Raw genomic sequence first — 21,293 nt, forward strand, 5'->3', positions numbered from 1 at the left:
CAAAGGAGAACGACCATGAAACCCCGCATGAACTTCTACCAGGCCGCCCCCGACACGATGAAGGCGCTGATGGCGCTGGAGGAGCAGATCCAGTCCACGGGACTCGAGAAATCGCTGATCGAGCTCGTCAAGATCCGGGCGTCGCAGATCAACGGCTGCGCCTTCTGCATCAACATGCACACCGAGGACGCCCGCAAGCGCGGCGAGACCGAACAGCGCATCTATCTGCTCAACGCCTGGCGGGAATCCCCGCTCTATACCGATCGCGAGCGTGCCGCGCTGGCCTGGACGGAATCAGTGACGCTGATCTCCGAGACCCACGCGCCGGACGACGTCTACGAGCAGGTCCGCGCGCAATTCTCCGATGCGGAGACGGTGAACCTGACGATGCTGATCGGGGCGATCAATGCCTGGAACCGGATCGCGATCGCGTTCCGCGCGGTGCATCCGGTGAAGGTGAAGGCGTCGGTGGCGTAGGACGGCGCTTCCTCTCGGGTAAATCTCGTAGGGCGGGCAAAGGCGCACTTGCGCCGTGCCCACGTCTTCTGACGCCTTCGCTGAAGGAATGGTGGGCACGCTTCGCTTTGCCCACCCTACGATAGCGGAGTGTGTGGCTTAAACCGCCGTCGCCTTGGCGAACTCGATATAGATCTCCCGCAGCCGCGAGGCCATCGGACCGGGCTTGCCGTCGCCGACCTTCTTGCCGTCGATCGCAACCACCGGCTGGACGAACAGCGACGCCGAGGTGGCGAAGGCTTCCTTGGCGTCGAGCGCCTCGGCGACCGTGAAGGAACGTTCCTCGACGCGGAGCTGACGCTCTTCGGCGAGCGCCACAACGGCCTTGCGGGTGCAGCCCGGCAGGATCGCGTTGGAGTTCTTGCGGGTCACGATGACGTCGTCCTTGGTCAGGATGAACGCCGAGGACGAGCCGCCCTCGGTGACGTAGCCGTCTTCCAGCATCCAGGCCTCGCCGGCGCCGGCTTCGGCCGCGGCCTGCTTCGCCAGAACCTGCGCGAGCAGTGCCACGCTCTTGATGTCGCGCCGTTCCCAGCGGATGTCGGGCACCGTGATCACGTTGATGCCGGTCTTGGCCGAGGCGGCGTTGATGATGTCCTTCTCGGAGGTGAACATCACCAGGCTCGACTTGACGTCGCCCTTGGGAAAGGCGAAGTCGCGGCCCTTGTCGGCGCCGCGCGTGACCTGGAGATAGACGAGGCCGTTCTCGACCTTGTTGCGCGCGATCAGCTCCTTCTGGAGCTCGGTGATGCGCTCGACCGTCTCCGGCAACTTCAGCTTGATCTCGCCGACCGAGCGCTCCAGGCGCGTCAGGTGCGAAGCATTGTCGACTAGCTTGCCGTCGAGCACGGCCGAGACCTCGTAGATGCCGTCGGCGAACAGGAAGCCGCGATCAAGCACCGAGATTTTGGCGTCCGAGAGCGGGACGAATAAGCCGTTGACGTAGGCGATCGAGTCCAAGGCAGGTCTCCTGGCGGGAGTGGGGAATTTGCCAGTTCGTATACGGGATTTGTTTGGGCCACGAAACCCTCAACCCGTCATGCCGGGGCGGCGCGAAGCGACGAGCCCGGAATCCATAACCCCGGCCGGTGGTTATGGATTCCGGGCCCGCGCCAAGAGGCGCGTCCCGGAATGACAGCAGAGGTTAGTGCGACAAAATTTTCGACAGGAACTTCTGCGCGCGGTCGCTGCGCGGCTTGCCGAAGAAGTCCTCCTTCGCCGCGTCCTCGACGATCTCGCCGCGGTCCATGAAGATGACGCGGTTAGCGACCTTGCGGGCAAAGCCCATCTCGTGGGTGACGACCATCATGGTCATGCCTTCGCGGGCGAGATCGACCATGACGTCGAGCACCTCGCTCACCATCTCGGGGTCGAGCGCCGAGGTCGGCTCGTCGAACAGCATGACGATCGGGTCCATGGCAAGCGCGCGGGCGATCGCGACGCGCTGCTGCTGGCCGCCGGAGAGCTGCGCCGGAAATTTCTGCGCCTGCTCCTTCAAGCCGACGCGGTCCAGGAGCTGCATACCCTTTGCCACAGCCGTGTCGGACGACCGTCCTAGCACCTTCTGCTGCGCGAGGCAGAGGTTGTCGATGATCTTCAGATGCGGGAACAGCTCGAAATGCTGGAACACCATGCCGACGCGCGAACGCAGTTTCGGCAGATTGGTCTTGGGGTCATTGACTTTGGTGCCGTCGACGCTGATGTCGCCCTCCTGGAACGGCTCCAGCGCATTGACGCATTTGATCAGCGTCGACTTGCCCGAGCCCGAGGGGCCGCAGACCACGACGACCTCGCCCTTGGTCACGCTGGTGGTGCAGTCGGTCAGCACCTGGAAGGTCGGGGTGTACCATTTGTTGACGTGGCTGATTTCGATCATGACCGATGCGCTCTATCGAATGATGGCGATGCGCGACTGGAGGCGGCGAACGCCGAAAGACGCGATGCAGGAAATGGTGAAGTAGACGACGGCGGCAAACAGATACATCTCGACCAGACGGCCATCGCGCTGCGCGACCTTGCTGGCCGCGCCGAGGAAGTCCGGGATCGACAGCACATAGACCAGCGAGGTGTCCTGGAACAGCACGATGGTCTGCGTCAGCAGCACCGGCAGCATGTTGCGGAACGCCTGCGGCAGCACGACGTAGCGCATGGTCTGCGCGTAAGTCAGGCCGAGCGCGTTGGCGGCGGCTGGCTGGCCGCGCGAGATCGACTGGATCCCGGCGCGCATGATCTCGGAGAAGTACGCCGCCTCGAACATGATGAAGGTGATGAGCGAGGATGCGAACGCGCCGACGCTGATCGGACGCGAGGCGCCGGTCACCCACTGCCCGATATAGGGCACCAGGAAATAGAACCAGAAGATCACCAGCACCAGCGGCAGCGAGCGCATGAAGTCGACATAGACACCCGCGATGCGCCCGAGTGTCTTGTAGCCGGACAGCCGCATCAGGGCGATCGCCGTGCCGAAGATCAGGCCGCCGAAGGCGGCGAGCGCCGTCAGCGTCACCGTGAAGGTCATGCCCTCGTAGAACAGATAGGGCAGCGAGCGGCGGATGACCTCGAAATCGAGATTGCTGAACATGGTGCTATTTCCCCGTGATGTAGCCGGGGATCGCGACCCAGCGCTCGAGGAAGCGCATCGCCGTCACGACAATGGCGTTGACAAGGAGATAGAGCAAGGTCGCGGCCGTGAAAGCCTCGAACACCTGGAACGAGAATTCCTGCATCGAGCGCGCCTGACCAGTTAACTCGATCAGGCCGATCGTGATGGCGACAGCCGTGTTCTTGATGGTGTTGAGGAACTCGGAGGTCAGCGGCGGCAGGATGATGCGGAACGCCATCGGCAGCAGCACGTAGCGATAGCCTTGCGCGGTGGTCAGCCCGAGCGCGGTCGCCGCCATTTTTTGGCCGCGCGGCAGCGAGCCGATACCGGCCTGCAATTGTATCGCGACGCGGGCCGACATGAAGAAGCCGATGCCGATCGCGGCCGTCCAGAACGGCGCGTTCGGCAGCTGCTTCAGCCAGAGGCCGGCGGCCTTCGGCAGCAATTCCGGCAGCACGAAGAACCACAGGAACAGCTGCACCAGCAGCGGCATGTTGCGGAAGAACTCGACCCAGCAGAAGCCGAACCAGTAGGCGCCCTTGGACGGCAGCGTGCGCATGACGCCGACGAGCGAGCCGAAGATCAGCGCGATGATCCAGGCGAGCGCCGCCGTCTTGAGGGTCAACACCAGTCCCGACAGCAGCATATCGAGATAGGTGCCGGTCCCCATCGGGTTCGGCTCGAAGAAGATTCCCCAGTTCCAGTGGTAGTTCACGTGTCCCCCGCGCGAACGCGCCAGCTATGGATGTCCCGGCGCCTATGCAAATGTCCGGCCACTCTGGTGTCAAGAGTGGCCGGACATGATCCCGATCCGGAGACCGAGGTTATATCTTACTTATAGTCGTCCGGGTTCGGCGAGTCCGAAGGTTTCGCGAACTCGTTCTTCAGCTCGGCCGAGATCGGGGTGTTGAGGTTGAGGCCCTTCGGCGGGATCTTGGCCGTGAACCACTTATCGTAGATTTTCAGGCCCTCGCCGGAGGTGTAGAGCGCAGCGGTTGCTGCATCGACCACCTTCTTGAACGGCGCGTCGTCCTTGCGCAGCATGATGCCGTAGGGCTCAGGCTTGGAGAACGCGTCCTTGGAGATGACATAGTCGTCCGGCGTCTTCGAGCCGGCAACGAGGCTCGCGAGCAGAACGTCGTCCATCACGAAGGCGACCGCGCGGTCGGTCTCGACCATCAGGAAGGCCTCGGCATGGTCTTTGGCCGGGATGATATTGGCACCCAGGCTCTTCGCGACATTGGCCTCGGTGAGCTGCTTGATGTTGGTGGTGCCGGCGGTGGAGACCACCGTCTTGCCCTTGAGATCGTCGATCGACTTCAGGCCGCTCGACTTCTTGAAGACGTAGCGGCTGGCAGTCAGATAGTGCGTGTTGGTGAAGGCCACCTGCTTCTGGCGGTCGGCATTGTTGGTGGTCGAGCCGCATTCGAGGTCGATCGTGCCGTTGGCCATCAGCGGAATACGGGTCGCCGAAGTCACCGGATTGAGCTTGACCTCGAGCTTGTCGAGCTTGAGCTCCTTCTTCACGGCGTCGACGATCTTGTAGCAGATGTCCATCGCGAACCCGACGGGCTTCTGGTTGTCGTCGAGATAGGAGAACGGGATCGAGGAATCGCGGAAGCCGAGCGTGATGGCGCCGGTGTCCTTGATGTTCTTCAGCGTGCCGGTCAGCTCCTGGGCCCCGGCCTGGCTGACGGCGAAGGTCGCGGCGAGCGCGAGGCCGATGCTACGGAAATGTCTCACTTTTTTATTCCCCTTTCAGGATGATGCGGCCCGGATGCAAGCACAGATTGGGCCGGATTAGAATGTGACTTTCGGCTGGATTGCGGCTCAGGTTAATGGCTCAGCTTAATGGCTTGGGCAATTCCCCGAGATCCCAGAACAGCCCGGCCATCACCGTCAAGGCCTCTTCGGTCAATGGCAGCAGGATGTGCTCATTGGGCGCATGCTGGGAGCAGCCGGGATAGGAGTGCGGGACCCAGATCGTCGGCAGGCCCAGGATCTCGGAAAACACGTCGTTGGGCAGCGAGCCGCCGAAATTCGGCAAAACGGCCGGCGCCTTGCCGGTGGTCTCTTTCACCGAATCCGCCGCCCATGTGATCCAGGGGCTGTCGAAATCGGTGCGCGACGCCGCAAAGCTCTGGGCGGCCCGCACCTCGACCATCGGAAAGCCCTTTTGCACCAGATGCGCGCGGACCGCATCGATCAGGCCATCGACCTTGGTGCCGACCACGAAACGCAGTTGCAACACGGCATTGGCGTGGCCGGGGATGGCATTCGCGGGCTTCTCGATATTACCGGACGACATCGCCAGCACTTCGAGCGTGTTCCAGGCATAGAGCCGCTCGGCGGCCGACAGCCCTTCCTCGCCCCAGTTCTCCGCGAGCGCCGGCTCGTCCTCGGTCGGCACCACCTGCACGTCGGCAAGATAGCTGCGGATCTGGTTGGTGAGCCGCGGCGGCTTCAGCGCGTCGAGCTGAAGCCGGCCATGGCCGTCGACCAGCGTCGAGATCGCGTTGACGAGAATGGTCGCGGGGTTGGCGAGCACGCCGCCCCAATTGCCGGAATGATGGCCGCCATCGCGCAGATTGACGTCGAGATGAATGCGGATGCCGCCACGACAGCCCAGGAACAAGGTCGGCCGGTCGGCCGACAGGCGCGGTCCGTCGGAGGCCATGAACAGATCGGCCTTGAGCGCATCGCGATTGAGGTCGCAGACCTTGCCGAGATCGGGCGAGCCGATTTCCTCGCCCATTTCGACGATGAATTTTGCGTTGAAGCCTAGCTTGCCGCCGCGGGCCTCGCGCACCGCGCGGAGTGCCGCCATGTTGATGCTGTGCTGGCCCTTGTTGTCGGCGGTGCCACGGCCATAGAGCCGCGTGCCCGCAACCGTCGTGCGCCAGGGATCGCGGCCGTCGCGCCACTCCCCCTCCATGCCGTCGACGACGTCACCATGGCCGTAGATCAGCACGGTTGGCGCTGACGCGCTCTCGTGATGCTCGGCGAACAGGAACGGCGCCTTGCCGCTCGGGGATTCGACGATGCGGCTGGTAAAGTCTAGCGCAGCAAAGGAGGGCATCATCTCCTGTTCCAGATAGCCGCGCAGCTCGGCGCCGCGCGACGGGTTCTGGCTTTCGGTCTTGAAGGCCACACGGCGGTCGAGCTCGGTGAGGAACGCACCGGATTTGAAATCGTCACGGGCGCGGGCGATGGCGTCGGCTCTTGTCATGGCTGGTTTTTCGAGGCGTTGGGACGAAGGACCTTACCCGAGACAGGTAGCCCTTCGAAAGTGGCGGGGACTTGGACAGTTCTTGGAGTTCTCTTGTAGTTCTCTTGCGATTTCGTTCTTGCTCTCTTGAGATTGGCTTGCCAAGAGCGGGAGCGCCGCTGATCTTGGCCTTGCCAAGCGCAAGCCTTTCTATTCTTGGCCCTTGCCAAGGGCCAAGAATATGCAAGAACTTCGCCAAGTTGAGGCGCACGTTTATCATTCGAAGAGCGCTCGGTACAGGGCGCCGGGGGATCATCATGGCCAAGCAGATCAGGCTCAACGCCTTTGCGATGAATTGCGTCGCGCATCAATCACCCGGGCTGTGGACCCATCCGCGCGATCGCACCGCCGAATATAACCGCCTGCCTTACTGGATCGACCTTGCCAAAACGCTGGAACGCGGCCGCTTCGACGGGTTGTTCCTGGCCGACGTGCTCGGGGTCTATGACGTCTATGGCAGCAGCCCTGACGCGGCCTTGCGCAACGCAGCGCAGACGCCGTCGAACGAGCCGCTGCTGCTGCTCTCGGCGATGGCAGCGGTGACGCAGAATCTCGGCTTCGGCGTCACCAGCAATCTGTCCTTCGAGCCGCCCTACCCGTTCGCGCGGCGGATGTCGACGCTCGACCATCTCACCGAGGGACGGATCGGCTGGAACGTCGTCACCGGCTATCTCGACAGCGCCGCGCGCGGCGCCGGCAAGGACAAGCAGACCGGGCATGACGACCGCTACGACATCGCCGACGAATATATGGAGGTGGTCTACAAGCTATGGGAAGGCAGCTGGGAGGACGACGCCGTGCTGCGCGACCGGGCGCGCGGCATCTTCACCGATCCGAGCAAGGTTCATCGCATCAATCATGAGAGCGCGAATTACCGCATCAACAACACCATCCACCTCAGCGAGCCGTCGCCGCAGCGGACGCCGGTGCTGTACCAGGCCGGCACCTCGCCGCGCGGGCGGCAGTTCGCGGCGAAACACGCCGAATGCGTGTTCATGTCGGGACCGTCGGCCAAGATCATCGGGCCGCGCGTCTCCGCGATCCGCCAGGAAGCCGCTGCGCGCGGCCGCAACCCGGCGGAAATCCTGATGTTCAACATGATGACGATCATCCTCGGCAACACGGAAGCCGAAGCGGCGGCCAAGTATGCCGACTACCGGTCGCATATCAGTCCGGAAGGCGCACTGGCCCTGATGTCGGGATGGACCGGCATCGACTTCTCCGGCTACGAGCTCGACCAGCAGGTGCGTCACGTCCAGAACGATGCCGGCCGCAGCGCACTCGACAACGTCACCCGCGGCGACCCCGACCGCGTCTGGACCGTCCGCGACGTCATCGAGCATGTCGGCATCGGCGGCGCCGGCCCGGTCGTGGTCGGCACGCCCGAGAGCGTCGCAGACAAGATCGAGGATTGGTTCGAGAAGACTGACGTCGACGGTCTCAACGTCGCCTTTGCGATCTCGCCCGGCGACTTCGAGGATATCGCCGACATGCTGGTACCGGAGCTGACCAAGCGCGGGCGGTACAAGCCGGAATATGCAAAGGGAACGCTGCGGGAGAAGCTGTTCGGCGACGGCCGCGCAAGGCTCGGTGCGCCGCATCCGGCGGCGGGGTATCGGGTGGGGAAGAAGGGGTAGTTGCCACACCCACGCTGTCATGCCCCGGCTTGCCGCCTTCGCCAAAAGGCTTCGGCGGCCGAGCACCCTTGTGGCCCCGGCGTAGCCTTGGCGGAGCCGGGACCGGGGCATCCAGTACGCCGCGGCCTATCGAGGAATCACAGCCGTCTCTGGAATACTGGATCGCCCGATCAAGTCGGGCGATGACAGCTGAGAACCTGGCGAGCACCGACGCGATGGCCGCCCTGCCCTACACCTTCCCATCCACCATCACCTCGATCAGCTTAGTCCCCGGTCGGCCAAACGCCGACGTCAACGTCGCCTTCAGCTCGCGCGGATCACTCACCTTGATCGCCTCGCAGCCGAGCGCCTTCGCGATCCCTGCGAAATCCACCGGCGGATCGACGAAATCCATGCCGACGTAATTGTCGTCGCCATGGAAAGCGAGCAGGCGCTGCTTGATGATGCGGTAGCCGCCATTGTTGGCGATGACGACGTTGAGCGGCAGCTTGTGATGTGCCGCCGTCCACAACGACTGGATCGAATACATCGCACTGCCGTCGCCGGAGAAGCACACCACCGGGCGATCCGGATTGGCGATGCTGGCGCCGACGGAGGCCGGCAGGCCCCAGCCGATGCCGCCGGAGGCAAGCCCATGATAGCCGAAGCGGTCGCGGTGCGGACGCAGCGCCGTGATCTGGCGGCTCGAGGTGAGCCCTTCGTCGACGAGGATCGCATGATCGGGCATGGCCTCGACCATTTGCAGCACCAGGAAGTCCGGATCGATCGGGCTGCGGCCGGCGGTCTTGCCGATCTGCTCGACCAGCGCAGCACGCCGCGCGGTCCAGTTCTTCGGCGCGAGCTCGGCGAGGCGCTGCTTTGCGCGGCTTGCCAGCGCAGCGCCGCCCATCTCCTTCAGCACCGGGATCAGCGCCCGCAGCGTTTCCTTCAGATCCGCCTTCAGCGCGATTTCAGCCCCGTAGTTCTTGGCGATCTCCCAATCGACGAGGCCGATCTGCACGATGCCGAGTCCGTCAGGCAGCGCATCGACCTCGCTATAGACCGACATCCGCAAGGGATCGCCACCGAGTGCGATCAGGAGGTCATAAGGCGCAAGCGTGTCGCGCGCGGCCTTCTGCACGCGGGCCAGCGTGCCGAGGAAGCTCGGGCTTTCCGAGAGGAAATGCGAGCCATAGGGCGTCGAGGACTGATAGGCGGCCGCACCAAGCAGCTCGGCGAGTTCGGCGGCCTCCTTCAGCGCATCGCTCTTGACCACCTCGTCCATGGTGACGATGACGGGACGTTCCGCCTTGAGCAGCCGCGCGGCAAACGCCTTCAGCGCCTCGTCCGACGGCTTTACGCGGGCGTCGATCCGGGTGGAGCGGCCGAGATCGATGCCGGCCTCGCTGTTGAGGATGTCGCCCGGCAGCGAGATGAACACCGGCCCGGTCGGTGGCGTCATCGCGACCTTGGCGGCGCGGCGCACGATGCGCGGCAGATCTTCCAGCCGCGTCACCTCGACCGCCCATTTCACGAGCGGCTCGGCCATCCGCACCAGCGGGCCATAAAGCACCGGCTCCATCAGGCCGTGGCCCTGCTCCTGCTGGCCGGCGGTCAGGATCATCGGCGTGCCCGTGAACTGGGCGTTGTAGAGCGAGCCCATCGCGTTGCCGAGCCCCGGCGCGACATGGACGTTGCAGGCGACGAGCTTGCCGGAGGCGCGGCTGTAGCCATCCGCGATCGCCACCACCAGGCTCTCCTGCATGGCCATCACATAGGTGAGATCAGGATGGTCCTTCAGCGCATGCATGATCGGCAGCTCGGTGGTGCCGGGATTGCCGAACAGATGGGTGATGCCCTCGTCCTTGAGCAGCGCGAGAAAAGCGGAGCGGCCGGTAATCTTGTTCTTCATGTTTCCTCCAGGCCCCGCGGGCGCTGCCGCAAGGTGAGTCATGATGGCCGAACTTGGCCGAGGCACGCAAGGAAGCGCCGTCATGGCAGACTTGCGTCGGCGCGGGCAAGCTGGGAACATGCTCGGGCGTAAGCCTGCACGGGGAAACGCGATGGCCTATGACGAGAACACCGCGGCGCGGGTGCGCAAATTGCTGGCGGGTCAGCGAGACGTCGCGGAAAAGAAGATGATGGGCGGCCTCTGCTTCATGGTGAACAACACCATGTGCTGCACCGTAAGCGGGCGCGGCGGCATGCTGATCCGCGTCGGCCCGGAAGCGCATGCACGCATGCTGCAGGAGCCGCACACCAGCCCGATGGAAATGCGCGGGCGCATCATGACCGGCTTCGTGCGCGTCGCGCCGGACGGCTATCAGAGCGATGCCGAGCTGAAAAAATGGGTCAAGCGCGGGCTCGACTTCGTGGCGGCGAATGCCACGGGACGCAAAGCGGCGCCGCGGAAGGCTGTTGCGGCCAAGACCAAGGTCGCCGCCAAGGCTAAAGCACCTCCTCGCGACCGAGCTCGAAAGGGTCTTCGCCGCTAGCGCGCTTCTTCTTTTTCGAGCGCTGCCAGACCACACCGGGAAAGCCCTTCAGCGGCACCAGCGGCTCGCCGGTATAGGCCCATTCCTGAAGCTCTTCGATCGCGATGTGATAGAGCGGCTGGCGGCCGGTGCGCTCGTTGAACAGGGCGCGGGGGATGTTGACCATGTGCGGTCCGCGCGGCCGCTCGTACGCGATCGGCGTGCCGCAATGGGCACAGAAGCTGCGCGCGGTCCTGGTGGCCTTGTCCTCGTAGCGGGCGAGCGCGGTTTTCCCCGAGGTGATGCGAAAGCGCTTCTTCCAGCTTCCGACATAGGTCGCATAGGCCGCGCCGTGGGCGCGGCGGCTACTGGCAGAATGGTCATGCCAGGCCCAACGCGCGGGGACGTCGATCTCGAAGGTGACCTTGCCGCAGAGGCATTGGCCGGTGGCGGTTCCTGCGGCGGCTGCGGCTTTGGCCATGGTAGGTCCTTCCGTCGTCATTGCGAGCGCAGCGAAGCAATCCAGACTGCCTCTGCGGAAAGACTCTGGATTGCTTCGCTACGCTCGCAATGACGGAGTTTGTGGGCTCGTCGGAGCTACGAATATAGACCTGTAGCCCGGATGGAGCGAAGCGCAATCCGGGGAAGTCTATCGGCGAGGTGAGAAACCCGGATTTCGCTGCGCTCCATCCGGGCTACGAAGGTCTCTACGCCGTCGCGAGCTCGTCATACACCGGGTAATCCGTATACCCCTTCTCCTCGCCGCCGTAGAACGTCGCGCGGTTATACGGCGTGATCGGATAGTCGCGCCGAAGGCGGCGCGGCAGATCGGGGTTGGAGATGAAGATGCGGCCGAAGGCGATGATGTCGGCGTGGCCGTCGGCGATCGCCGCATTCGCGGTCTCGCCGGTGAAGCCGCCGGCGGTCATCAGCACGCCGCTGTAGAGCGGGCGGAACAGCACCATTGCGGAGGGCACGTTCTCCCAGTGGACGTCGGCACGGCCGGCGCCGCTGGAGCGCGGCTCGATGAAGTGAAGATAGGCAAGGCCGAGCTTGTCGATCGCCTTCACGACGTGCGTGTAAAGCGGCATCGGATCGGGCTCACCGGAATCATTGGCGATGCCGTGGGGCGACAGCCGGACGCCGACGCGGTTCGCGCCCCAGACGTCGATGGCGGCCTGCGTGACTTCGAGCAGAAGCCGCGCGCGGTTCTCGATTCCGCCGCCATACTGATCGGTGCGCTGGTTGCTGCGCGACTGCAAAAACTGCTCGAGCAGGTAGCCGTTGGCGCCGTGGATCTCGACGCCGTCGAAGCCGGCGGCGAGCGCGTTCTTGGCGCCCTGCCGGAAGGCCTCGACGATGCCCTTGACCTCGTCGGTCTCCAGCGCGCGCGGGGTCTCGTAATCAGAAATCTTGCCGTCGGCGGTCATCGCCTTCATGCCTTCGGCCTTGATCGCAATCGCCGAAGCCGAGACCGGCGGCTCACCGCCGTGGAAGGATGAATGCGAGACGCGGCCGACATGCCAGAGCTGGAGGAAGATGATGCCGCCCTTGGCGTGCACGGCATCCGTCACCTTGCGCCAGCCGGCGATCTGCGCCTCCGAATAGATGCCGGGCGTCGCGGGGTTGCCGCGGCCATGCGAGAGCACGGGGGACGCTTCAGCGATGATCAAGCCGCCTTGCGTGGCGCGCTGACCGTAATATTCGGCGTTGAGCGGCCGCGGCGAGAAGCTCTCGCGCTCGGCGCGCATGCGCGTCAGCGGCGCCAACGCGACGCGATGCGCCAGCTTGTACGGACCGACCTGCAACGGTTTGAACAACGCCTCGAATTTCATGTGATCCCCGGAATGATCGATGAGAGGACGGGGATCATATGAGAAAGCGTGGTAGCCCGGAAGCCGCTTGGGTGGATGGCTGGCCAGCCGAAAGATGCGGCAGAAGCAAAAAGCCCCGGGCCGGGCCCGGGGCTTGCTGTCCGTCCAGAACGGCGGATCAGTATTTCGCGACGACCGGGCCCGAGCCGAACTTGTAGTTCAAGCCGACCCGCGCGATGTGGCCGGTGAAATCCGCGGTTGCGTCAAAGCCACGCGCGGGGCCCGGAGTGAACGGGAACAGCGGATTGAAGAAAGTGTATTTCTCGCTGCCGAGATCATAATAGAGATATTCGAGCTTGACGCTCCAGCTCGACGCAAAGCGGTACTCGCCGCCACCGCCGACGGCCCAGCCCGCGCGCCAGCTTTCCGACGTCCCCGCGCCACAGATCACGTTGAGGCAGGGCGTGCCGGCCGCAAGCGTGGGATCCACGATCGACGTCGACGCCTTGACATGTCCATAGGCAAGACCGCCGGTCGCGTAGAGCATCAGGTCGGGTGTAACGGTGGCACCGATCCGGCCGCGCACGGTCCCCAACCAGTCGACCTTCTGCTCTTGCCTGGTCATGATGTCCGGAAAGACCGGCAGGGTTCGGGAGACCGTCGCACTGCCCTTGATGCCGGCGGCCGCGATATCGGCTTCGACGCCCCATACCAGGGAGCCCGTCTGCACATTGTAGCCGGCCTGCACGCCGCCCAGCACACCACGCGGGTTTGTTGCCAATGACGGCGGGACAAGGCCTCCCGCGAGGGCCACGTCGAGCACACCCGCGGTGAAAACCGGGTCGTGCGGCGCGAGCTTGATCGCATCATCGCTCCAGCCATATCCGACATTCACGCCGGCGTAGAAGCCCGACCAGTTGTAGGCGACGGGCAATTGCGGCGCCTTGTAGAGCGGCGCACGCGCGACGATATCGGCTGCGACCGCGGGCTGCGCCGAGGCGACGCCCAAAGCCACAAGCATGATCGAAGTGAAGCGAAGCATTCTCGATATCCCAACCCGAGCATTGACGTTGACCAGCAGTAACGGGCCGACGTTCGAAATGGGATAACAATCCTTGCGAGATCGCGGACAACAGCCGTTTCAAAAACGCTTGTAGCGTCCGGGCAACAACTTCTGGTCGTCGCAAGCAGCCTCTCGTCGCCGCAAGCAAGATCAGCCGCTGAAACCCGGACGCGGCAGCAGAAACGCCCTACGCCGTCTTGATCCAGACGGCCTTCACGTTGAGATATTCCTCGACATGCTGCTTGCCGGATTCGCGGCCGTAGCCGCTCATCTTGTAGCCGCCGAAGGGCACGGCCGGGTCCATCGCCTGGTAGCAATTCACCCACACCGAGCCGGCGCGCAAACTCTTCGCGACCGCATGGGCCTTGCTGACGTCGCGCGTCCACAGGCCCGAGCCGAGGCCGAACGTGGTGTTGTTGGCGCGCTTGACCAGCTCGTCCATGTCCTTGAACGCGATCGCGGAGATGACGGGACCAAAAATCTCCTCCTGCGCGATGCGCATGTTGTCCTGCACGCCCGCGAACACCGTCGGCGAGACGAAGAAGCCCTTCGACAGCGCGCCTTCGGTGACACGGCCACCGCCGGCGAGCGCACGCGCGCCTTCCTTCTGGCCGATGTCGAGATAGCCGGTGACGCGCTTGAGTTGCTCCTCGGACACGAGCGGGCCGATCTGCACATTGGGATCAAGGCCGTTGCCGACCTGCAGCTTCTTGCCGAACTCGGCGACGCGGCCGACGAACTCTTCGTAGACCGACTGCTCGACGAACAGGCGCGTGCCGGCGCTGCAGATCTGGCCGGAATTGGCGAACACCGCCATCGCGGCGCCGGGGACGGCGGCATCGAGATCAGCATCGGCAAACACGATGTCCGGCGACTTGCCGCCGAGCTCGAGCGAGACGCGCTTGAGGTTGCCGGCCGAAGCGCGGATGATCGACTGGCCCGTGACATGCGAGCCGGTGAAAGCGACTTTGTCGACATCGTGGTGCGAGGCGAGCGCGGCGCCCGCGGTCTCGCCATAACCGGGCACGACGTTGATGACGCCGGGCGGAATGCCGGCTTCCATCGCCAGCTCGGCGATGCGCAGCGAGGTGAGCGGCGCCTCTTCGGCAGGCTTCAGCACCACGGTGCAGCCGGTCGCGATCGCAGGACCGATCTTCCAGATCGTCGCGGTGAGCGGGCCGTTCCAGGGAATGATGGCGCCGACGACGCCGATCGGCTCCTTCAGCGTGTAGGAGAAGATTTCGCCGGGCAGCGAGTTCTCGATGGTCTCGCCATGGATTGCGGTGGTCTGGCCGGCGTAATAGCGCAGCATGCCGACGGCGCGCAGACGATAGGCGCGGGTGCGGCTGAGCGGCGCGCCCATGTCGAGCGTGTCGAGCTGCGACAATTCGTCGAAATTCTTCTCGACGAGGTCGGCGAGCTTGAGCAGCAGGTTCTGCCGCTCGAACGGTTTGACTTTGCTCCAGGGGCCTTCGAAGGCACGGCGAGCGGCGGCGACCGCACGGTCGATGTCTTCCTTGTCGCCCTCGGCGACCGTCGCCAGCAATTCGCCGGTGGCGGGGTTGTGGGTCTCGAAGCGCTTGCCTGAGGCAGCATCGACCCACTTCCCGTCGATCAGCATCTGCTTGTAGGACCCGTTGGCGAACGGATGGCGCGTGATCGGAATAGCCTGCGACACAGCCATGGCTGCACTCCCTGTCAAATGATTGATTGGTTCGATCTGGGCGGGATCGTTAGGTCGAATAGAATACAGCGCCGCCGGAAAGGCGTAAAGGCGGCGTGGAACGAAGATCTCCCATGCCGACTTGTGCAGGGTCGCGCGAGTGCCATGTTATAGCTCGACCGAGCCCTTCCCCGGAGACCAGCCATGCCACATTCCGCCATCGTCAAAGACAATGTCGCCGTGATCACGGGCGGCGCATCCGGTATCGGATTGGCTGCCGCGCTGGCCTTCGCGCGCGCCGGCATGAAGGTGTGCATCGCAGATGTGGATCAGGCGCGGCTGGCGGAAGTTGCAACAAAACTGTCATCCGTCACGCCTGCCACATATGTGATGACGTTCGCGGTCGATGTCAGCAAGGCCGAGAGCGTGGCGGAACTGGAACGCGGCGTGCGCGAGCGCTTCGGCGGCACCGACATCCTCATGAACAATGCCGGCATCCAGCCGGGCAGCACGCTGTTCGGCGAGCCCGACAACTGGCAGCGCATCATCGGCGTCAACATGTGGGGCATCATCAACGGCTCGCGCATCTTCGCACCCGGCATGATCGCGCGCGGCAAGGCCGGGCTGATCATCAACACCGGCTCCAAGCAAGGCATCACCACGCCGCCCGGCGATCCCGCCTACAACGTCTCCAAGGCCGGCGTGAAGGCTTTTACGGAAGCGCTCCAGCACGAGCTGCGCAACACGAAGGACTGCCGCATCACCGCGCATCTGCTGATCCCCGGCTTCGTCTTCACCGGCCTGACCGCGAAGGGCCGCATCGAAAAGCCGGCCGGGGCCTGGACGGCTGAGCAGACCGTGGATTTCATGCTGGCGCGGCTGGAGGCCGGCGACTTCTACATCCTGTGTCCAGACAACGACGTGCCGCGCGCGCTCGACGAGAAGCGGATGCTGTGGGCGGCAGGAGACATCGTCGAGAACCGCCCGCCGCTGTCGCGCTGGCACCCGGACTATGCCGACGCGTTCGCGAAGTTCGTGAAGGGGGAGTGACTATCAGACCCTCATGGTGAGGAGCGCGGAACGCGCGTCTCGAACCATGAAGGCCCCACTGCGACAGTTCGGCCTCTATCCTTCGACACGCCCGCTTTCAGCGGGCTCCTCAGGATGAGGAGCTAGAGCCTCGCGGCGCGGCAATACCGCGCAAGCGCCCTACAGCGTCTCCTGCTGATGCCCGCAATTCTTGCAGGCGAACTTGACCCGGCTCTGGCCTTTTTCAGCCTGCACCCGGTTCGGCGCGCCGCACTTGCCGCAGACGGCCTCGATGCGGGTCGAGCCCTGCTTGACGACGATGGTCTTCTTTTCCATCGATTCGCGGATCAGGCGCTCGGCCTCCTCACGCAGGGATTGTTTCGACAAAGCTCATCTCCGCCTCTGGAAAGCGCGAGAGCCATAACGCACCTGCGTTCGAATCTCAATCGGCAATGCCGGCTCAGACCTCGACAATCACATAGCTGTCTTCGACATGCACCGGAAACGTCTCGGCTACATACGGGCCCTTCTGCAACTCTTCGCCACGTTCCACCGCGACCGGATAGGACCGGATCTTGACCCGTTTCGGATCGAACCAGGACTGGCCGTTGCGCATGTCGAATTCCCAGCCGTGCCAGGGACAGCGCAGCATCTCGCCGACGCGCGAGCGCTCATAGACGCCGGGCTCGGGCGAGGTCAGCCGCGCCACGCAAGCGGCCTTCTCCAGCGGAGCGCCCTCGTGCGGGCAGCGGTTCAACAGCGCGAAGAACTCGCCGTTGACGTGGAACACGACGATGTCGCGACCCGCGATATCGACGACCTTGTTTCCGCCGGGCGGGATCTCCGAGGTGCGCGCGACGATGTGACGGGCCATATCCCTTCAGAATCCCTTTGCTCAGAACTTGTAGACCGCGCGGGCGTTGGTGCTGAAGATCTTCTTCCGCTCGGCTTCAGAGAGCGGCGTCTTGAAGGCGAAGCGCGGATCGTCGAAATCCCAGTGCGGATAGTCCGACGAAAACAGAAGACGGTCGATGCCGACCCATTCGATCAGCGAACGCAGATGCCGCGCCTCGTCGGGCTCGTCGATCGGCTGCGTCGTGAACCAGAAGTTTTCGCGCACATATTCCGACGGCTTGCGCCTGAGATGAGGCACCTCGCTGCGGAACCGCTCGAAATGCTGGTCCATTCGCCACACCGCCGACGGGATCCAGCCAAAGCCGCCCTCGATGAAGACGATCTTCAGCTTTGGAAACCGCTCCGGCACGCCTTCGATCACGAGGCTCGCGAGCTGCGCCGCGATGGTGTGCGCGTTGGACTGGTGCTCCTCGACATAATAGGACGGCCAGCCACCACCGGTCGGCGCATGGCCGCCATAGCCGCCAACATGGATGCCGAGCGGCAGGTCCAGCGCCTCGGCACGCTCGTAGATCGGCCAGTAGCGACGGCGGCCGAGCGGCTCGTTGGCGCGCGGCGAGACGTTGATCTGGACATACTCACCGACCTTGGCGCAGCGCTCGATCTCGGCGATGGCGAGATCCACGCCGTCCTGCCCGACCAGGATCGAGGCCTTCAGGCGCGGATCACGATGCGACCAGAACGCAAGCTGCCAGTCGTTGATGGCGCGCTGGATCGCGGCGCCGAACTCCAGGTTCTGCTGCGAGAAGATGAAAAGATCGAGCACCTGCAGAATCCCGAACTCGACATCGAGCGGATCGAGATGCTGCTTCTGCATGAAGGCAAGGTCGGAGCCCGGCGGCCCCCCGGTCGGCGGCCAGGCATCGCGCCGTGCGATCAGCGGCGAGGAACGCGGATAGGGCGTGGTGAAGAGATAGGGCGTGCGCAGATGGCTGCCATATTCCTTCAGATGCTGCTGCCAGCGTTTCGGCAGGAACTCGTTGAGGTCGTCGGTCGAGCGCAGGCTCGGATGCACGTCGCAATCGACGATGCGCAACCGCGAGGCGGCGGGCTTTTCTTCGTCGAGCAGCGGGCGGTCGATGACGTCACTCATGCGATCCTCCAAACTTTTTGTTTGCGCTTGATCTTATCGGAAAACCGGTACCCACTTTTCCGGATCATGCGTCAGTTGATCGACAACCGCGGAAACGTTTCCAGCGGATTGTCGACGCACGTCTTCGCGATGATGCTCTTCGGCAGGTTCGGCGGGATCGGATCGTCGCCGTCGAACTGCCAGTGCGGATAGTCGGACGCGAACAAGAACATCTTTTCCGAGCCGATCTGGTCAATGATCTCCTCGACGCTTTTGGCGTCGCCCGGCGCATCGAAGGGCTGCATGGTCACGCGAAAATTGTCGCGGATGATCGCGGCCGGCTCGCGTTCGACCCAGGGCACTTCGACGTGGACGCCTCGCCAGGTCTTGTTGGCGCGCCACATGAAGGCCGGCAGCCAGCTCACGCCGGACTCCATCAGCACGACCTTCAGGTTTGGAAACTTGCCGAACACGCCCTCATAGATCAGGCTCAGGATCTGCGCCTGAAACGCCTGCGCCTCGACGAAGTAGTATTCGTAGCGGTGCGACGGCCAGCCGGCCGAGCTCGGCGCCTGGCGATATTGCGTGCCGGCATGGATCGCGAGCGGCAGCTTGTATTTCTCGGCGAGGCGGTACACCGGCCAGTAATGCCGCCGTCCCAGCAGCGTCTCGCCCTGCGCCAACACCAGGATGGAGACGAAACGATTGTCGCCGGCGCGGCGCTCGATCTCCTCGATCGCCAGATCCGGGTCCTGCATCGGCACCACGATGGAGGCACGCAGGCGAGGATCGCGCGACAGCCATTCGGCGGCGATCCAGTCATTGATCGCCTTGCAGAAGTCGGCCGCCATGTAGGCATCGAACACGGCCTGCGCGCCGTAGAGCACGTTGAGGATCGCGTGGCTCGCACCCAACTGCTCGAACGCGCCCTTCTGCACCATGGCGAGATCGGAGCCGGGCTTGGCGCCATTGGCCGGCCGCCAGTCGGCACGGCCGGTGAGCGGCATGCTCGGCGGATAGGAGGTGAGATCGAGCCCGTCGATGGCGCGGCTCACGACCTGCTCTTTCCAGTGATCGCTGAGATAGGGAAGCAGCGTCGTACGCGTGCCACCAACCGCCGGGTGGATATCGCAGTCGATCCGCGTCACCGCCATGAAGCTTCCTCGCCGGGATCTTGTAAGCACATCTTATTGGCGGCGTTCTTGTGCGCCGCTTGCGCAGAGTGCCCCTGCCCGCGCTGGCGCGCAAGGTCGCCCGCCCGCGCGATCCGTCATGGCTCGGTTGCATTTCGCAGGCGCGATACGAAGATCCGCGATCGCCGAACGGGGCGACCGCTCGAGGGTGGATGGTCTCACGGCGCGAGCGGTGGATGCCGGGGCATCCTCCGCTCCATATTGCAGGTAGCTTTGCGCTTATATGCGCTCTCGCCTCAGGCCGCCTTGGACACTTCCATCAGCAGGCGCTCGGCCTTGGCATCCTCGATGCGGTTCACCAGCCGGCTGCTCTCGTGATTGTCGCGCACCGTCTTGGTCAGGGTGATGCAGGTCTGGATCAGCATCACGATGCCCATCGTGAGATAGCCCTTCATCCAGAGATCGATCGGCAGGAAGAAGATGCCGATGGCGACGAGGAACGCGGAGGCTGCGAAGGACGCGTAAGTGAAGGTCACCCAGGCGCTGCTGTGGGGCTGGCCGTTCTGGTTCATGATGGTCTCCTGTTGGTTCGAATGATGATCGGGTTTGAGTTCAGGCAGTCGGCATGCGCTTGGACTTCAACCGCGCCAGCACGTCGTCCGCGGTCGTCTTGAGCCGGGGGCCGAAGCCCTGCTCGGCGAGCCGTTCGGCGGTGTCGAGCGGACCGCTGGCCGCATCGAGCTCGACCAGCGCGTCGTCAGCGGCCTGGGCTTCCATTTGCCGGTCGCGCAGGCGCCTCAAGGTGCTCTCCGCTTCCGGCAGCGTGGATTCGTAAGGGCGTGCCGCCTCGATGCCGCTGCGGCGAAGCGAGCGCACTGCTTCCGAGGCACGGGCAACACGACGGCCGCGATCGAGCTCGGTGATGCGGGCCTGCGCGCTTGCGACATGGCGCTTCAGCCTGATGATCTCGGTCGCGAACAATGCGCGTGCGGTCATCGCCGCATCGCGATCGGCCTCCAGGCCAGCGATGGCTTCGGCGGCATCCTTGGCGAGGTCCTCGCGGCCACCGTCGAGCGCCGCAACCGCACGGGTCTCGAGGTCGGCGATGCGGGCGACGGTCGCTTCGAGCTTGCGGCCTTCCTGCTGGTCCTGGGCGATCGCCAGCGCCAGCGTCCGCTTGCTGCGCTCGACGGCGGCCGCCGCATCGCGCATCTGCTGGTCGAGGATCAGAAGGGCCGTCCGGTCTTCCAGCTCCTCGCCGGCGGCCGCCACGCTGCCGCGGAAAAGTGTCACTACGGTCTTGAACATTTGCCGCTCCCTGTTATGAGCGTTGCTCACAGATGGTTTGTAACAGAAACCTTGAACATCGTTCAATAAATATTTGAGCATCGCTCAAGAATTTGATTAACAAATGGCTAAAGCCTTGGAACGTCGAGAGAAACTGCGGGCCGACCTGATCCAGGCGGCCGAGCGGATGATCGCTGAGCGAGGGTTGGCGGGTCTAAAAACCCGCGATCTCGCCCGCGAGATCGGCTGCGCCAATGGCGCGGTCTACAATCTCGTCGCCGACGTGGACGAGTTGGTCCTGCGCGTCGGCTCGCGCACGTTACTCCGGCTCGACAAGGTGCTCAGCGCGGCGGTGAGCGCGGGCAATCCATCGCCGCAGGAGACGCTGGTCCGCATCGCGATCGCCTATTGCGATTTCGCCGCAGAAAATCTCGAGCTCTGGCGCGCAATGTTCGAGCATCGCATGGAGCCCGGCAAGGAAGTCCCCGACTGGTCCGTCGACGACCAGTTGCAGCTGTTCCGCCACATCTACGCGCCGCTGGCAGCGTTGTTTCCGGACAGAGGGACCGAAGAGCTCGGCATCACCGCACGCAGCCTGTTCTCGGCCGTGCATGGCATGGTGGCGCTGGGGCTCGAGCAGAGGCTGGTCGCCGTGCCGCTGCCGGCGCTGCGGAAGGAAATCGCGGGCCTGGTGCGGGCGATGATCGACGGCTTGATCGCGCGGGCGGCGTAGAAGCCGAGAGAGCGCAGCGAAACCGGTGGCGGCGCCTGACTAAAATTTCGCCTGTCGCATCGCTGGCAGCACGCTTAGCTTTCGCCGCGTCTCGTCCTCTCTCCGGAG

The 21,293-nt window shown here is 64.2% G+C and carries 22 protein-coding genes; 5 read left to right on the top strand and 17 right to left on the bottom strand.

The window, feature by feature from the left end; all coding sequences use genetic code 11:
* Positions 1 to 15: 15 nt before the first annotated feature.
* Complete coding sequence (locus ABIA90_RS33435) at positions 16 to 477, top strand: carboxymuconolactone decarboxylase family protein (protein ID WP_007615070.1); 462 nt, start codon at positions 16 to 18, stop codon at positions 475 to 477.
* 138 nt (positions 478 to 615) lie between these two features.
* Here ABIA90_RS33435 and ABIA90_RS33440 read toward each other — a convergent pair whose 3' ends face one another.
* The 6 genes from ABIA90_RS33440 to ABIA90_RS33465 form a co-directional block, all read right to left on the bottom strand.
* Positions 616 to 1,476, bottom strand: coding sequence for a D-amino-acid transaminase (locus ABIA90_RS33440; RefSeq protein WP_354120808.1), 861 nt, complete (start codon positions 1,474 to 1,476; stop codon positions 616 to 618).
* 184 nt (positions 1,477 to 1,660) lie between these two features.
* A complete protein-coding gene (locus ABIA90_RS33445) occupies positions 1,661 to 2,392 on the bottom strand; it encodes an amino acid ABC transporter ATP-binding protein (RefSeq protein WP_014491857.1) in 732 nt (243 codons plus the stop codon).
* A 12-nt stretch (positions 2,393 to 2,404) separates the two neighbouring features.
* Positions 2,405 to 3,097 carry an amino acid ABC transporter permease gene (locus ABIA90_RS33450; RefSeq protein WP_063985666.1) on the bottom strand — a complete coding sequence of 231 codons (693 nt, stop codon included), beginning with the start codon at positions 3,095 to 3,097 and terminating at the stop codon, positions 2,405 to 2,407.
* Positions 3,098 to 3,101: 4 nt separating this feature from the next.
* Positions 3,102 to 3,833 (bottom strand): amino acid ABC transporter permease, encoded by a 732-nt coding sequence (locus ABIA90_RS33455; protein WP_354120807.1) that lies wholly within the window; start codon positions 3,831 to 3,833, stop codon positions 3,102 to 3,104.
* 116 nt (positions 3,834 to 3,949) lie between these two features.
* Positions 3,950 to 4,861 carry an amino acid ABC transporter substrate-binding protein gene (locus tag ABIA90_RS33460; protein ID WP_063985668.1) on the bottom strand — a complete coding sequence of 304 codons (912 nt, stop codon included), beginning with the start codon at positions 4,859 to 4,861 and terminating at the stop codon, positions 3,950 to 3,952.
* Between the two features lie 100 nt (positions 4,862 to 4,961).
* The gene (locus tag ABIA90_RS33465) at positions 4,962 to 6,347 is read right to left on the bottom strand and encodes a M20 family metallopeptidase (RefSeq protein ID WP_014491853.1); all 1,386 of its coding nucleotides are present in this window, start codon (positions 6,345 to 6,347) and stop codon (positions 4,962 to 4,964) included.
* A gap of 296 nt (positions 6,348 to 6,643) precedes the next feature.
* On the opposite strand from ABIA90_RS33465, the gene ABIA90_RS33470 reads away from it, so the two are divergent.
* Positions 6,644 to 8,023, top strand: coding sequence for an LLM class flavin-dependent oxidoreductase (locus ABIA90_RS33470; RefSeq protein ID WP_354120806.1), 1,380 nt, complete (start codon positions 6,644 to 6,646; stop codon positions 8,021 to 8,023).
* A 229-nt stretch (positions 8,024 to 8,252) separates the two neighbouring features.
* Here ABIA90_RS33470 and ABIA90_RS33475 read toward each other — a convergent pair whose 3' ends face one another.
* Complete coding sequence (locus tag ABIA90_RS33475) at positions 8,253 to 9,914, bottom strand: thiamine pyrophosphate-binding protein (protein ID WP_354120805.1); 1,662 nt, start codon at positions 9,912 to 9,914, stop codon at positions 8,253 to 8,255.
* Between the two features lie 40 nt (positions 9,915 to 9,954).
* Between ABIA90_RS33475 and ABIA90_RS33480 the strand changes: the two genes are divergently transcribed.
* Positions 9,955 to 10,497 (top strand): TfoX/Sxy family protein, encoded by a 543-nt coding sequence (locus ABIA90_RS33480; protein WP_354120804.1) that lies wholly within the window; start codon positions 9,955 to 9,957, stop codon positions 10,495 to 10,497.
* On the opposite strand, the gene ABIA90_RS33485 is transcribed toward ABIA90_RS33480, so the two are convergent.
* From ABIA90_RS33485 to ABIA90_RS33500, 4 genes are all read right to left on the bottom strand, one after another.
* Positions 10,451 to 10,957, bottom strand: a complete 507-nt coding sequence (locus ABIA90_RS33485) for a GFA family protein (protein WP_354120803.1) — start codon at positions 10,955 to 10,957, stop codon at positions 10,451 to 10,453. The genes ABIA90_RS33480 and ABIA90_RS33485 overlap by 47 nt on opposite strands.
* Positions 10,958 to 11,183: 226 nt before the next feature.
* The gene (locus ABIA90_RS33490; RefSeq protein ID WP_354120802.1) at positions 11,184 to 12,311 is read right to left on the bottom strand and encodes an alkene reductase; all 1,128 of its coding nucleotides are present in this window, start codon (positions 12,309 to 12,311) and stop codon (positions 11,184 to 11,186) included.
* A gap of 157 nt (positions 12,312 to 12,468) precedes the next feature.
* On the bottom strand, positions 12,469 to 13,332 hold the full coding sequence (locus tag ABIA90_RS33495) for an outer membrane protein (RefSeq protein WP_354120801.1): 864 nt from the start codon (positions 13,330 to 13,332) through the stop codon (positions 12,469 to 12,471).
* 208 nt (positions 13,333 to 13,540) lie between these two features.
* Positions 13,541 to 15,037 (bottom strand): aldehyde dehydrogenase family protein, encoded by a 1,497-nt coding sequence (locus ABIA90_RS33500; RefSeq protein WP_135214800.1) that lies wholly within the window; start codon positions 15,035 to 15,037, stop codon positions 13,541 to 13,543.
* A gap of 183 nt (positions 15,038 to 15,220) precedes the next feature.
* On the opposite strand from ABIA90_RS33500, the gene ABIA90_RS33505 reads away from it, so the two are divergent.
* Positions 15,221 to 16,066, top strand: a complete 846-nt coding sequence (locus tag ABIA90_RS33505) for an SDR family NAD(P)-dependent oxidoreductase (protein WP_354120800.1) — start codon at positions 15,221 to 15,223, stop codon at positions 16,064 to 16,066.
* Positions 16,067 to 16,225: 159 nt separating this feature from the next.
* Here ABIA90_RS33505 and ABIA90_RS33510 read toward each other — a convergent pair whose 3' ends face one another.
* From ABIA90_RS33510 to ABIA90_RS33535, 6 genes are all read right to left on the bottom strand, one after another.
* Entirely contained in the window at positions 16,226 to 16,432 is a 207-nt protein-coding gene (locus ABIA90_RS33510; protein WP_014491844.1) for a hypothetical protein, read from the bottom strand.
* A gap of 73 nt (positions 16,433 to 16,505) precedes the next feature.
* The gene (locus ABIA90_RS33515; protein WP_282521892.1) at positions 16,506 to 16,919 is read right to left on the bottom strand and encodes a Rieske (2Fe-2S) protein; all 414 of its coding nucleotides are present in this window, start codon (positions 16,917 to 16,919) and stop codon (positions 16,506 to 16,508) included.
* 21 nt (positions 16,920 to 16,940) lie between these two features.
* Positions 16,941 to 18,053, bottom strand: a complete 1,113-nt coding sequence (locus ABIA90_RS33520) for an amidohydrolase family protein (RefSeq protein WP_354120799.1) — start codon at positions 18,051 to 18,053, stop codon at positions 16,941 to 16,943.
* 71 nt (positions 18,054 to 18,124) lie between these two features.
* Entirely contained in the window at positions 18,125 to 19,186 is a 1,062-nt protein-coding gene (locus ABIA90_RS33525; protein ID WP_354120798.1) for an amidohydrolase family protein, read from the bottom strand.
* Positions 19,187 to 19,461: 275 nt separating this feature from the next.
* Positions 19,462 to 19,737, bottom strand: coding sequence for a YiaA/YiaB family inner membrane protein (locus ABIA90_RS33530; RefSeq protein ID WP_014491840.1), 276 nt, complete (start codon positions 19,735 to 19,737; stop codon positions 19,462 to 19,464).
* 40 nt (positions 19,738 to 19,777) lie between these two features.
* Positions 19,778 to 20,473, bottom strand: a complete 696-nt coding sequence (locus tag ABIA90_RS33535) for a PspA/IM30 family protein (protein WP_354120797.1) — start codon at positions 20,471 to 20,473, stop codon at positions 19,778 to 19,780.
* Positions 20,474 to 20,576: 103 nt separating this feature from the next.
* On the opposite strand from ABIA90_RS33535, the gene ABIA90_RS33540 reads away from it, so the two are divergent.
* Complete coding sequence (locus ABIA90_RS33540; RefSeq protein WP_354120796.1) at positions 20,577 to 21,185, top strand: TetR/AcrR family transcriptional regulator; 609 nt, start codon at positions 20,577 to 20,579, stop codon at positions 21,183 to 21,185.
* Positions 21,186 to 21,293 lie beyond the last annotated feature (108 nt).

Origin of the sequence: Bradyrhizobium sp. LA6.8 (genome assembly GCF_040547935.1) — a bacterium.
GTDB classification, from domain to species: domain Bacteria; phylum Pseudomonadota; class Alphaproteobacteria; order Rhizobiales; family Xanthobacteraceae; genus Bradyrhizobium; species Bradyrhizobium barranii.